Origin of the sequence: Azonexus hydrophilus (assembly GCF_038368255.1) — a bacterium.
Taxonomy (GTDB): domain Bacteria; phylum Pseudomonadota; class Gammaproteobacteria; order Burkholderiales; family Rhodocyclaceae; genus Azonexus; species Azonexus hydrophilus.
This window is the reverse complement of sequence record NZ_CP151406.1, coordinates 1,808,570-1,821,634: the sequence shown is the minus strand read 5'-3', so window position 1 is coordinate 1,821,634 and position 13,065 is coordinate 1,808,570. Positions and strand designations below refer to the sequence as shown.

General features: G+C 61.5%; 14 protein-coding genes. All 14 read right to left on the bottom strand.

What is annotated here, in order from left to right:
• Window positions 1-23: 23 nt before the first annotated feature.
• The 14 genes from AADV58_RS08745 to AADV58_RS08680 all read right to left on the bottom strand — a co-directional run bounded on the left by AADV58_RS08745 (window position 24) and on the right by AADV58_RS08680 (window position 13,042).
• Entirely contained in the window at window positions 24-419 is a 396-nt protein-coding gene (locus tag AADV58_RS08745) for a CBS domain-containing protein (RefSeq protein WP_028995767.1), read from the bottom strand.
• A 2-nt stretch (window positions 420-421) separates the two neighbouring features.
• Entirely contained in the window at window positions 422-652 is a 231-nt protein-coding gene (gene nqrM / locus AADV58_RS08740) for a (Na+)-NQR maturation NqrM (RefSeq protein ID WP_028995768.1), read from the bottom strand.
• Window positions 653-679: 27 nt separating this feature from the next.
• Window positions 680-1,906 carry an NADH:ubiquinone reductase (Na(+)-transporting) subunit F gene (gene nqrF / locus AADV58_RS08735; RefSeq protein WP_028995769.1) on the bottom strand — a complete coding sequence of 409 codons (1,227 nt, stop codon included), beginning with the start codon at window positions 1,904-1,906 and terminating at the stop codon, window positions 680-682.
• A 12-nt stretch (window positions 1,907-1,918) separates the two neighbouring features.
• On the bottom strand, window positions 1,919-2,527 hold the full coding sequence (nqrE, locus tag AADV58_RS08730; protein WP_028995770.1) for an NADH:ubiquinone reductase (Na(+)-transporting) subunit E: 609 nt from the start codon (window positions 2,525-2,527) through the stop codon (window positions 1,919-1,921).
• A 1-nt stretch (window position 2,528) separates the two neighbouring features.
• A complete protein-coding gene (locus tag AADV58_RS08725; protein ID WP_028995771.1) occupies window positions 2,529-3,197 on the bottom strand; it encodes an NADH:ubiquinone reductase (Na(+)-transporting) subunit D in 669 nt (222 codons plus the stop codon).
• A gap of 2 nt (window positions 3,198-3,199) precedes the next feature.
• Window positions 3,200-3,985, bottom strand: coding sequence for a Na(+)-translocating NADH-quinone reductase subunit C (locus tag AADV58_RS08720; protein WP_341742918.1), 786 nt, complete (start codon window positions 3,983-3,985; stop codon window positions 3,200-3,202).
• The gene (locus AADV58_RS08715; RefSeq protein ID WP_028995773.1) at window positions 3,975-5,189 is read right to left on the bottom strand and encodes an NADH:ubiquinone reductase (Na(+)-transporting) subunit B; all 1,215 of its coding nucleotides are present in this window, start codon (window positions 5,187-5,189) and stop codon (window positions 3,975-3,977) included. Before AADV58_RS08715 ends, AADV58_RS08720 begins: the two co-directional genes overlap by 11 nt.
• Before the next feature lie 2 nt (window positions 5,190-5,191).
• A complete protein-coding gene (locus tag AADV58_RS08710; protein WP_341742917.1) occupies window positions 5,192-6,532 on the bottom strand; it encodes a Na(+)-translocating NADH-quinone reductase subunit A in 1,341 nt (446 codons plus the stop codon).
• A 325-nt stretch (window positions 6,533-6,857) separates the two neighbouring features.
• Window positions 6,858-7,484: an SAM-dependent methyltransferase gene (locus AADV58_RS08705; RefSeq protein ID WP_281985170.1), complete on the bottom strand. Its 627-nt coding sequence runs from the start codon at window positions 7,482-7,484 to the stop codon at window positions 6,858-6,860.
• A complete protein-coding gene (gene thrC / locus AADV58_RS08700; protein ID WP_281985172.1) occupies window positions 7,481-8,908 on the bottom strand; it encodes a threonine synthase in 1,428 nt (475 codons plus the stop codon). Before thrC ends, AADV58_RS08705 begins: the two co-directional genes overlap by 4 nt.
• Window positions 8,909-8,941: 33 nt before the next feature.
• Window positions 8,942-10,066: a hypothetical protein gene (locus AADV58_RS08695; RefSeq protein WP_051295484.1), complete on the bottom strand. Its 1,125-nt coding sequence runs from the start codon at window positions 10,064-10,066 to the stop codon at window positions 8,942-8,944.
• A gap of 1 nt (window position 10,067) precedes the next feature.
• A complete protein-coding gene (locus AADV58_RS08690; RefSeq protein ID WP_051295485.1) occupies window positions 10,068-10,340 on the bottom strand; it encodes a DUF2249 domain-containing protein in 273 nt (90 codons plus the stop codon).
• Window positions 10,341-10,480: 140 nt separating this feature from the next.
• Entirely contained in the window at window positions 10,481-11,791 is a 1,311-nt protein-coding gene (locus AADV58_RS08685; RefSeq protein WP_028995779.1) for a homoserine dehydrogenase, read from the bottom strand.
• A gap of 3 nt (window positions 11,792-11,794) precedes the next feature.
• Window positions 11,795-13,042, bottom strand: a complete 1,248-nt coding sequence (locus AADV58_RS08680) for a pyridoxal phosphate-dependent aminotransferase (protein WP_028995780.1) — start codon at window positions 13,040-13,042, stop codon at window positions 11,795-11,797.
• Between the last annotated feature and the right edge of the window lie 23 nt (window positions 13,043-13,065).

Genomic DNA, 13,065 nt, shown 5'->3' with positions numbered 1-13,065 from the left:
GGATGAAAGCCGACCCGATGGGCTTACCAGAGCTTTTCCAGCGCCTTCAGCGCATCGGTGCGCGACAACTGACCGACCAGCCGACCATCGGCAACCACCGGATAGCAGTGATAGTGATGGGCGACGAACAGTTCGACCGCATCGGCCATCGACGACGTGTCGGACAGGGTCTTGACCTGAACGGTCATGTGCTGGCCAACCGGGCCGCCCGGCTGTTCGTAGTAGGAAGCGTTGAGTGCGACCTTCAGGCCATCTTTTTCGGAGAAGAAACCGACCAGCTTGCCTTCAGCATCGACCACCGGCGCGCCGGTCAGACGATGTTCGAGCAACTGGTGTACGGCGGTGAGCACATCCATTTCCGGCTTGAAAGCCAGCGGATCTGCGGTCATGTAATCCTTGACGAGCAACGATTTGAGCATGCCTATTCCTTTGTTTGGGCACTTTCCTGCGCGTTTTCCTGCGCCTCGGCTTGCGCTTTCATGCGGGCCAGACGCTTGTCGCAGGGATTCTTGCAGCCGGCAGCACACTCGACGTCGATCGCCTTGTAGCCGCCACAACTGCCGGCAATCGGCTTGCGTCCGAAGAGCACGCCGACTGCCATCAACAGGACCAGCAGGACGATGACTCCGAAAGTGATCAGGAACATTTCCATGCCGATCCTCCTTCCCTTGTTCCGTCCTTAACCACCAAAATCGTCGAGCATGATGTTTTCGCGCTCGACGCCGAGATCCAGCAGCATCTTGATCACGGCGGCGTTCATCATCGGTGGTCCGCACATGTAGAACTCGCAATCCTCGGGCGCCGGATGGTCCTTGAGGTAGTGCTCGTACAACACGTTGTGGATGAAGCCGGTGTAGCCGGTCCAGTTGTCTTCCGGCAAGGGATCGGACAGTGCCAGATGCCACTTGAAGTTCGGATTTTCCTCGGCCAGCTTGTCGAATTCCTCGACGTAGAAGGCTTCGCGCATCGAGCGCGCACCGTACCAGAAGCTGATCTTGCGCTTGGACTTCAGGCGCTTCATCTGGTCGAAGATGTGCGAGCGCATCGGCGCCATGCCGGCACCGCCGCCGATGAAGACCATCTCGTTGTCGGTTTCGCGGGCGAAGAACTCGCCGAACGGACCATAGACGGTGACCTTGTCGCCCGGCTTCAGGTTGAAGACGAACGAGGACATCTTGCCCGGCGGGATATCGTCACGGTTGGGCGGTGGCGAAGCGACACGGATGTTGAACTTGACGACGCCCTTCTCTTCCGGATAGTTGGCCATCGAGTAGGCGCGGATGACCGGCTCGTCGACCTTGGAAACGAAGCGCCACATGTTGAACTTGTCCCAGTCACCGCGATATTCGGGCTGGATGTCGAAGTCCTTGTAGTTGGCAACGTGCGGCGGGCATTCGAGCTGGACGTAACCGCCGGCCCGGAAGTCGACGTTCTCGCCTTCCGGCAAGCGCAGCGTCAGTTCCTTGATGAAGGTAGCGACGTTCGGGTTGGACTCGACCGTGCATTCCCACTTCTTGACGCCGAACACTTCTTCCGGCACTTCGATCTTCATGTTCTGCTTGACCGGCGTCTGGCAGGACAGGCGCCAGCCGGCCTTGGCATCGCGCTTGGTGAAGTGCGATTCCTCGGTCGGCAGCATCTCGCCGCCGCCTTCGTGGACCTGGCACTTGCACTGCGCACAGGTGCCGCCGCCGCCGCAGGCGGAAGACAGGAAGATGTTGTTGTTGGCCAGCGTCTGCAGCAGCTTGCCGCCCGCTGGTACGGTGATGGTGCGCTCGTGATTGATTTCGATGGTCACGTCGCCACTCGACACCAGCTTGGCGCGGGCGGCGATGATGAACATCGCCAGTGCCAGCACGATGACGGTGAACATGCCGATCGCGAGCAGGATTTCCTGAATATTCATCCCTGCCCCTCCTTACAGTTGAACGCCGGAGAAGGACATGAAGCCCAGCGACATCAACCCGATGGTGATGAAGGTGATGCCCAGGCCTTGCAGACCTTCGGGCACGTCGCTGTACTTCAGTTTCTCGCGGATACCGGCCAGCAGCGCAATCGCCAGCGCCCAGGAGAACCCGGAGCCGAGGCCATAGACGACGCTTTCGCCGAAGTTGTAGTCACGCTCGACCATGAACAGCGAACCGGCCATGATCGCGCAGTTCACCGTGATCAGCGGCAGGAACACGCCGAGCGCGTTGTACAGACTGGGCACATACTTGTCGAGCAGCATTTCCAGGATCTGCACGATCGCGGCGATGACCCCGATATACGACAGCAAGCCGAGGAAGGACAGGTCGACATCGGGCATGCCGGCCCAGGCCAGCGCACCGTCACGCAGCAAATAGGCGTAGATCAGGTAGTTGGCCGGAATGGTGATGGTCTGCACGACAACCACGGCGACACCGAGACCGATGGCGGTTTCAACCTTCTTCGAGATGGCGATGAAGGTACACATGCCGAGGAAGAAGGCCAGTGCCATGTTCTCGATGAACACGGCGCGGACGAACAGGCTGAGATAATGTTCCATATTAATAGGCCTCCTTGTCGACGACCTGATGCGCCATGCGGAACGCCGGCTTCTCGATCTGCTCGCGGCGCCACATGCGCAGGCCCCAGATCAGCAGGCCGATCAGGAAGAATGCCGAGGGCGGCAGCAACAGCATGCCGTTCGGCACATACCAGCCACCATCCTTGACCAGCGGCAGGACTTCGATGCCCATCAGCTTGCCGGCGCCGAACAGCTCGCGCACGATGCCGAGGGAAATCAGCACGGCACTGTAGCCGAGGCCGTTGCCGATGCCGTCGAGGAAGGAAATCCACGGCGGATTCTGCATGGCGAAGGCTTCGGCACGGCCCATGACGATACAGTTGGTGATGATCAGGCCGACGAACACCGACAGTTGCTTGGCCAGGCTGTAGGCGAAGGCCTTGAGCACCTGATCGACGACGATGACCAGCGAGGCGATGATGACCATCTGCACGATCATCCGGATCGAACCCGGAATCTGCGCCCGGATCGACGCGATGAACAGGTTGGAGAACCCGGTCACCAGCGTCAGCGCGATCGACATCACCAATGCCGTCTTGAGGTTGGAGGTCACCGCCAGCGCCGAACAGATACCGAGGATCTGCAGACCGATCGGGTTGTTGGCGAAGACGGGGTTAAGCAGTACTTCCTTGGCTGTATGCTTGGACATGATCAAGCTCCCTGCTGGCGCAGCTTGGCGAGGTAGGGACCGAAGCCCTGTTCGCCGAGCCAGAATTGCATCAGACGGTCGACACCATTGCTGGTCAGCGTGGCACCGGCCAGACCATCGATCTGGTGACCGGCATCCGGGCTGGCCGGATCGACACCGCCCTTGACGATCTTGATGATCGGCTTACCGCTGTCGTCAAACAGCGTCTTGCCCGGCCACTGGGCCTTCCACTTGGGATTATCGACTTCACCGCCGAGACCCGGGGTTTCGGCATGCTGATAGAAGCCGAGACCGACCACGGTATTGAGGTCCGGCTTGACGGCGAGGAAGCCGTGCAGCGTGGACCACAGGCCGTAGCCACGGATCGGCAGGATCAGCGATTCGAGCTGACCGTTCTGCTCGACCATGTACACCGTCGTGAATTGCTCACGGCGCTTGATCAGGGCCAGATCCTCGCTGCCCTTGAGGGCGGCGGAGGTTTTCGGGTCCTTGGCGGCCTTGAGCGGGTCGAAGGTGACCGGATCAAGGCTGTCGTTGTATTCGCCGGTATTGAGATCGACGACGCGGGCCTTGATGCGGCTGTTGAACAGGTCCTTGACCTCGCGCGACGACAGCTTGTCGCCGCCGATGCCGGCAATGGCGAGGATGCTGCGCTGCTTGTCGAGCAGGCGGTTCTCGATCTGCACCGGCTTCAGCGCGACGGCCGAGCCGGCGACGAAGACCGAAGCGACCAGACTGACCGCCAGGGCGACGAACAGCGTGCGGCTGGTGGATTCTTTATTGGACATGGCGTGCAGCCCTCCGCTTGATGTTGGCCGCGACCACGAAGTGGTCGATCAAGGGGGCACAGAGGTTGGCGAGCAGGATCGCCAGCATCATGCCCTCGGGGAATGCCGGATTGACGACACGGATCAGCACGACCATGACGCCGATCAGCGCGCCGAAGATCCACTTGCCGGTATTGGTCATCGACGCCGACACCGGGTCGGTGGCCATGAAGATCATGCCGAAGGCGAAGCCGCCGACGACCATGTGCCAGTACCAGGGCATCGCGAACATCGGGTTGGTCGACGAGCCGATCATGTTGAGCAGCAGGCTCATAGCGATCATGCCCAGCATCACGCCGGTGACGATGCGCCAGGCAGCGATCCGGGCAATCAGCAGGACCGCGCCACCGATGAAGATGGCCAGCGTACTGGTTTCACCGATCGAGCCCTGGATGTTGCCGAGGAAGGCATCCCACCAGGTAATGCCGCCGGCCGTCACCAGTTCGATGCCGCCGGCTGCCGCGGTACCCAGGATGGTCGCGCTGGTATAACCATCGACGGCCGTCCACACCGCGTCGCCCGAAATCTGCGCCGGATAGGCAAAGAACAGGAAGGCACGGCCGGTCAGCGCCGGGTTCAGGAAGTTCTTGCCGGTACCGCCAAAGACTTCCTTGCCGATGACGACGCCGAAGCTGATGCCCAGCGCCACCTGCCACAGCGGAATCGACGGCGGCAGCGTCAGCGCGAACAGCACCGAAGTGACGAAGAAACCTTCGTTGACCTCGTGCTTGCGGATCGACGCGAACAAGACTTCCCAGAAACCACCGACAACGAAGGTCACGGCGTAGATCGGCAGGAAATACGCTGCCCCATGAACCAGGTTGTCCCAATGGCAGGTCGGATCGAAGCCGGCAAACAGCGCAATCAGGCTCAGACGCCAGTTGTCCTGCGCAGCCAGCAGATCCGGGCTGGCGGCAAAGACGGAGTTGGCCTGGAAGCCGACGTTCCACATGCCGGCAAACATCACCGGGAAGGTGCACAACCAGACGGTGATCATCATGCGCTTGAGGTCGAGGCCGTCGCGCACGTGAGCCGTCGTCTTGGTCACGCTGTTGGGTTTGAACAGGCCGGTATCAACGGCCTCGTACAGGGCGTACCACTTCTCGTACTTGCCGCCCTTGTGGAAATGATGCTCGATGCTGTCGAGCCAGGAGCGCAGGCCCATGCTCAACCCTCCTTCTCGATGCGCGTGAGATTGTCACGCAGGATGGGACCGTACTCGTACTTGCCGGCACAGACGTAGCTGCACAGCGCCAGGTCTTCCTCGTCGAGCTCCAGGCAACCCAGCTTCTGGGCCATCTCGGTATCACCGACGATCAGGTAGCGCAGCAACTGCGTCGGCAGGATGTCGAGCGGCATCACTTCTTCGTAATTGCCGACCGGCACCATCGCCCGCGGGCTGCCGTTGGTACTGGTGGTGAAATCGAACAGCTTGCCGGACATCAGCTTGGAGACGTAGAGGTTGAGCACCGAATGCTTGTCGACGCCGGGGCGCAGGTAATGCAGGAACTCGCGCTCGGTCCCCTCTTCCAGGCAGGACACCTGCTGGTGGTAACGTCCCAGCCAGGCACAGGCGCCTCGCGAAGTACGACCGCCGAACACCGAACCGGAGATGACGCGCACCTTCTTGCCGGTCTTCAGTTCGCCGGCGGTCAGCTCATCCAGGCTGGCGCCGAGACGGCTGCGCAGCAGGCGCGGCTTGTCGACCATCGGACCGCCCAGGGCGATGACGCGCTCGACCGCCAGACGACCGCTGACGAACAGCTTGCCGACGGCGATGACGTCCTGGTAACCGATCGTCCACACCGTCTTGTGCGCATCGACCGGGTCGAGGAAATGGATATGCGTGCCGGCCAGACCGGCCGGATGCGGACCGGCAAACTGTTCGACCTGGACATTGGCGATGCCGGCGGCGGAAATCTTCGCATCGGCAGCAGTACACACAAAGACTTTGGCCAGACGGGCCAGCACACGCAGGCCGCGGGCAAAATCCTCGGCCGATTCGGCGATCACCACTGCCGGATCGGCGGCCAGCGGATGCGTGTCGATGGCCGTCACGAAAATCGAGGCGGGCGTCGAATCCACGGCCGGCACCTTGCTGAACGGGCGCGTCCGCAACGCGGTCCACAAGCCCGATTGCTGCAGGTTTTCACGAACCTGCCCGGCGCTCAGGGTTTCGAGTTGGGCATCCGAGTAGCTGGCGAACTCGACGGCTTCGTCGCCATCCAGATCGATCACCACCGATTGCAGCACCCGCTGCTCGCCCCGATGAATGGCGCTGACCACGCCAGCACCCGGTGCAGTGAAATGAACGCCAGGCGTTTTCTTGTCGGAAAACAGTACCTGGCCCAACTTGACCCGATCACCAACCTGAACGGACATCGTCGGCTTCATACCATGGTAGTCGAAGCCGATGACCGCCACGCTGCGTACCGGCCTTGCGGCCTCAATACGCTGTTCAGGCGCCCCGGTGATGGGCAAGTCCAGACCGCGTTTAATTCTGATCATTCGCTTAGCCCGAAGTGAGGTTAACACAACGCAAGGCCGTATTTCGCGCTACCCAGCCTCCGCAGACTGCACACCGCACCGCCCTTGCCGCCAAATCTTTGCAGAAATGTACAAACCTTCGGATTTTAGCCGACTCGGCGTGCAACCGGAACAAAAGCAGGGAAAATAATGGATCGTTAATATTTGCGAGCAATGGCATAGAACAAATTAACCCCCCTCCCAATATCTTGAAGAAAGGGGCTCCCATGCACTAAAGCGTTATCTGACCAGGCGTCCGATATCGGTGACAGCAACTCGCACCTTGCCTACCACCAACCCGCCCTTATCATGCCACCGGTTTACGCGCCACGAGATCAATCAGCGCAGATTTACCTGCGTGACCACACCCTTCGGCGATCACATCTTCGTGCTCACGCAATGTCTCGATTTCCCAGCCGGAAAATGCCGCTTCCAGCATGGACCGGGTATATAGATTCTCCAGCGAGGAAGGACCTCCTGTACGGTATTCGAGTTGTTTCGGGGTGTAGCCGTGCAAGAACAAGCGACCGCCAGGTCTGACCGCCCCCTGCATGCCAGCAAACAGGCGCTCCCTATCGTCCGGCCCAACGAACTGGATGAAGATGCCAACCACGGCATCGTAAGCCTCTTGCGGCCAGGCCCAGTCCAGGATGTCCGCCTGGACAAATTCGACGACGACCTGTTTGGCACGAGCCAGCTTTCTCGCCTTTTCCAGCGCAACAGGCGAAATCTCAGTGGCCGTGACCTCACACCCCTGCTCTGCCAGCCAGACCGCATTGCGTCCTTCACCATCGGCTACCGAAAGCACCCTCATCCCGGCGCTGAAACGTTCGGCCTGCCCGGCCAGGAAAGAATTCGGCGCCGTACCGAACAGATACTCGTCGCCGGCATCGCGATAACGTGCCGACCAGAAAGTTTCGTGTCCGGAACTCACACGCGCTCGACCACGAAGCGCTTGATCGCCTCGACGTCCGGATCCATGACCACGACGTGTTGTTCGAGATTTTCGATACCGGCCAGTTCGGCGGGGCGAACCGGTTCGGCGCCCAGCGCTTCACGGATGGTTTCCTCGAACTTCGCCGGCTGCGCGGTTTCCAGCACGATCATCGGCACGCCCGGCTGACGTTTTTCCAGCGCGACCTTGAGTCCGTCGGCGGTATGCGTGTCGAGCATGACCTGATAACGGCCCTGGGCAAAACGGATGGTGTTGATGCGATCGGTGTGCGAACTGCGCCCGGAAACGAAACCGAATTTCGGCAGATCCTTCCAATAGACTGTGGTGCTCAGATCGAAGGCCTTGCCCTGATCAACCTTGGACCACAGGTCGCGGATCACCACCGGGTCGCGGCCGACCAGATCGAACACGAAACGCTCGAAGTTCGAGGCCTTGGAGATATCCATCGACGGGCTGGAGGTCACGCTGGTTTCCGCCGAGGTCCGCGGGCGGTAGATGCCGGTACGGAAGAACTCGTCGAGCACATCGTTTTCGTTGGTCGCCAGCACCAGTTGCTTGATCGGCAAGCCCATCATGCGGGCGATGTGACCGGCGCAGATGTTGCCGAAGTTGCCCGACGGCACGCAGAACGAGACCTGCTCATCGTTCGTTTGGGTCGCCAGGAAATAGCCCTGGAAGTAATAGACGATCTGCGCCGCGACACGTGCCCAGTTGATCGAATTGACGGCGCCGATCTTGTACTGCTTCTTGAACGCTGCGTCGTTGGAAACCGCCTTGACGATGTCCTGGGCATCATCGAACATGCCGCGCACGGCGATGTTGAAGATGTTGGCATCGGTCAGCGAGTACATCTGGGCGCGCTGAAAGGCGCTCATCTTGCCGTCCGGCGACAGCATGAAAACCTTGACGTTGTGCTTGCCGCGCATCGCGTATTCGGCGGCCGAACCGGTGTCGCCGGAAGTGGCGCCAAGGATGTTGATCGACTCGCCGCGCTTGTCCAGTACATACTCGAACAGATTGCCGAGCAACTGCATCGCCATGTCCTTGAAGGCCAGCGTCGGACCGTTCGACAGCTCCTGCGTGTATAGCCCATCATCCAGCTTGGTCAGCGGGGTGATCTGGCTGGCGTTGCCACCGTTACGGGTGAAGCGATAGACATCAGCGGTATAGGTTTTGGCGACGATGGCCTTGAGGTCGTCGGCCGGAATGTCGGTGATGAACTTGGACAGGATTTCGTACGCCAGATCGGCGTAGGAAAGCTGGCGCCAGGCATCGAGGTCGGCACGGCTGACTTGCGGGTAGGATTCCGGCAGATACAGGCCACCGTCCGGCGCCAGACCGCCGAGAAGGATATCGCAGAAGGCCTGAGGGGCGGACTGCCCGCGAGTCGAGATGTAGCGCATGGTGAAACCCTGGAAAGCGGAAAAACGATGATTTTAACGCGTCGACTGCCGGATTCGCACGGTCTGCAGCACGGAAACAATAAACAGCAGCAAGCCGAGCATGGCCAAGATCATGCCGGGCAATACAAAACCGCCCAGAAACGCAGCACCAGCCAGCAGGAAAAAGCCTGCCCGCAGCGCCCCACGGGCGACCAGGCGGCTGCGCATCGCGTCGCGCTCCGGGGATTGCCGCCCCGGCCAGCGCCACACCGGCAGCAACTGGCTCAAGGCACCGGTCACCAGCGGCAGCAGGAACGCTGCCACCCAGGCCCACAGCCCGGGCATGGCCGGCATCGCCCCGCCGCCATGCAACACACCGGCGAGCAAACCCAACATCCAGCCGAGCACGGCGGCAATGAGCGATACCGCCGCACCATCGCCAGGAAGTCGCGGCCATCCGAAGCATTGCAACCAGCGCACCAGCAGCAGGCCGGCCAAGACCAGCAGCACCGACGCCCCGACGGCCGCCAGCGACCAATGAACGGCAATGCCCAGAACCAGCGTCAGCACGGCCAGCAGCATGGGCCATAGGTAACGCTGCAGCCATTGTGCTGCCCCCGGGTCACCTCGGCCAAGCACGGTCGGCAGAAGAACCGGCAGCGTACCGAATGCGGCCAGGCCGACCAGGCCCAGCGTATTCAGGTGCAGATGCAGCAGGCGCCAGATTTGCCAATGCGCCGGCCACAGCGCCATCGCGAGGATGGCCACTAGCGCCAGCATCAGTACAGCAAGTGCTGCCGCATACCATCGCCAGCCCGGATGCGGCCGCCCCAACGCGGCACGTGCCCGACGCACGATCCAGTAGAGCAAGCCGCCGGCCAGTGCCAGATCGATGGCGGCTGCCAGTTGCAGCAGCTCGTAGGGGAATATGCCCTGCAATGCAAGCACCAGCAGGACCCCAGCCAACTGGGCAAACACCGGCAAACACCGGATGATTGCCGGCGCATCGCCGGTTCGCGTGAGCACGGGCACGAAGTGCGTCATTGCCGCAAAAATCAGCGGCACGATGCCGACGGCAAACACCAGATGCGCCACCGCTGCCGGCGTGCCGACCCCGACCGCCGCCAGCGAAGCGGCTGTGAGCACGGCCAGTAGCGTCAGGGCAGCGGTTATCAGCAAATCAGCCGCCGATCACCTTGAAGTCGATGACGATGGCGCCCGGTTCGCGCTGCACGTACTCGATCGACACCTGGTTACCATAGCGCTGCTGCATCTGGGCAAGCAGCGGCAAGGGGTCGTGGTCGTTGCAGAAACGCATGGTTTCGCCCGGCATCAGCGACTCGAGCGCGCCGAAGATGGCGGCATGACGAAAACGCTTGGCAACACCACGGGCGTCGAAGGGATAAAGCGCCTCGGCGGTGGGACGGTCGCAGGCATGGATGGCGTGAGTCATGGGGATTTCCTTGTAAGAAGCTGCCGCAAGCAGCAAGAGCCCTGATTCTGCCGACCCCGGCCGGTCGTTTCCTTGATCTGCATCGCCCTGAACGACAAAGGGGGCCGCAGCCCCCTTTCTCCATGCACAGACCGGCAGATTTACTGCAGTTCTTCCAGACGGATACGCTTGACCTGGCCCTTGACCGCAGCCAGTCCCTCGACCTTGGCGATCGCGGCGAGTGCGGCGCTTTCGCTGCAGACGTGGGTGAGGATGATGATGTCGGTCTCACCCTCGCCCTCTTCCGGCTCGCGCTGCAGCATGGCGTCAATCGAGATGCCCTGGTCGGCGAGGATGCGGGTGACGTCGGCGAGCACACCAGCCTTGTCCTCGACGCGCAGGCGCAGGTAGTTGCCGGTCTCGATCTCGCTCATCGGCAGGATCGGCAGATTGGACATCGCGTTGGGCTGGAAGGCCAGGTGCGGCACGCGGTGTTCCGGGTCGGCGGTGGCCAGACGGGTGACGTCGACCAGGTCGGCGATCACTGCCGAGGCGGTCGGCTCGGCGCCGGCGCCCTTGCCGTAGTAGAGCGTGGTGCCGACGGCGTCGCCCTTGACGACGACAGCGTTCATCGCGCCCTCGACGTTGGCGATCAGGCGCTTGGCCGGGATCAGCGTCGGATGCACGCGCAACTCGACACCATTTTCACGGCGCTTGGCGATGCCGAGCAGCTTGATGCGGTAGCCGAGCTGTTCGGCGTACTTGATGTCGGAGGCTTCGAGCTTGGTGATGCCTTCGACGTAAGCCTTGTCGAACTGGACCGGGATGCCGTAGGCGATCGAGGCGATCAGCGTCGCCTTGTGGGCGGCGTCGACACCTTCGATATCGAAGGTCGGATCGGCCTCGGCATAACCCAGGCGCTGCGCCTCGGCGAGCACGTCGGCAAAGGGCAGGCCCTTGTCGCGCATCTCGGAGAGGATGAAGTTGGTGGTACCGTTGATGATGCCGGCCGCCCATTCGATGCGGTTGGCGGTCAGGCCTTCGCGCAGCGCCTTGATGATCGGGATGCCGCCGGCGACGGCCGCTTCGAAGGCGACCATGACGCCTTTCTGCTGGGCGGCGGTGAAGATCTCGGTGCCATGCACGGCGAGCAGCGCCTTGTTGGCGGTAACGACGTGCTTGCCGTTGGCGATCGCCTGCATCACCAGATCCTTGGCGACACCGTAGCCGCCGATCAGTTCGACGATGATGTCGATTTCCGGGTCATTGACCAGGGCAAAGGCGTCGGCCGTGACGCGGGCGCTGCCGCCGGTGATCTGCTGGGCGAGTTCCACATTCCTGTCGGCCACGGCGGTAATGCAAATCGGGCGGCCGGCGCGGCGGGTAATTTCTTCCGCGTTACGGTTGAGAACGGTCCAGGTGCCACCGCCGACGGTGCCGATGCCGATTAGGCCTACATTGATGGGTTTCATAGCTCAGTCTTTGTTGATGAGATGGTTGGTGTTGTGACGTTTGCGATAGTTTTCGAGGAAGCGGGCAACGCGGCCGACGGCCTCGCGCAGATCGTCCTCGTGCGGCAGGAAGACCAGCCGGAAGTGGTCGGGCTGCGGCCAGTTGAAGCCGGTCCCCTGGACCAGCAGGACCTTTTCTTCCTGCAGCAGTTCGGCGATGAATTGCTGGTCGTTCTTGATCGGATAGATCTTGGGATCAAGCCTGGGGAACATGTACAGCGCCGCCTTGGGCTTGACGCAGGAGACACCGGGAATCGCGGTGATCAGTTCGTGTGCGAGATCGCGCTGGCGACGCAGGCGACCGCCGTCGCGCACCAGATCGTCGATGCTCTGATAACCGCCCAGTGCGGTCTGGATGCCGTGCTGGCCGGGCGCGTTGGCGCACAGGCGCATCGAGGCCAGCATGTCGAGGCCCTCGATATAGTCCTTGGCATGACGCTTGTCGCCGGAAACGACCATCCAGCCAGCACGGTAGCCGCAGGAACGGTAGTTTTTCGACAGGCCGTTGAAGGTGATGGTCAGCACGTCTTCCGACAGGGCCGCGATCGAGGTATGGGTGACGCCGTCGTACAGTACCTTGTCGTACACCTCGTCGGCGTAGATGATCAGGTGGTGCTGGCGGGCGATCTCGATGATCTCGTGCAGCAGGTCGTCCGGATACAGCGCGCCGGTCGGGTTGTTCGGGTTGATGATGACGATCGCCCGCGTGTTCTTGTTGATCTTGCTGCGGATATCGTCGAGGTCGGGCAGCCAGCCCTTCTCTTCGTCACACAGGTAATGCACGGGTTTGCCGCCGGACAGGCTGACCGCCGCAGTCCACAGCGGATAGTCGGGGGCCGGCACGAGCACTTCGTCGCCGGCGTCGAGCAAGGCATTCATCGCCATCACGATCAGTTCGGACACGCCGTTGCCGACGTAGATGTCCTCCAGCGTCACCCCCTTGATGTGCTTCTGCTGGGTGTAATGCATGATCGCCTTGCGCGCCGCGAAGATACCCTTCGAATCCGTGTAGCCGGCTGCGTTGGGCAAGTTACGGATCATGTCCTGCTGAATTTCTTCGGGCGAATCGAAACCGAACGAGGCCAGGTTGCCGATGTTCAGCTTGATGATCTTGTGGCCTTCTTCTTCCATCTGCTTGGCCATCTGCAGCACAGGGCCGCGGATGTCGTAGCAGACATTGGCAAGTTTGGCGGATTTCTTGACGTGCTTCATGAAATTGTCCGGATTGGCGAGGT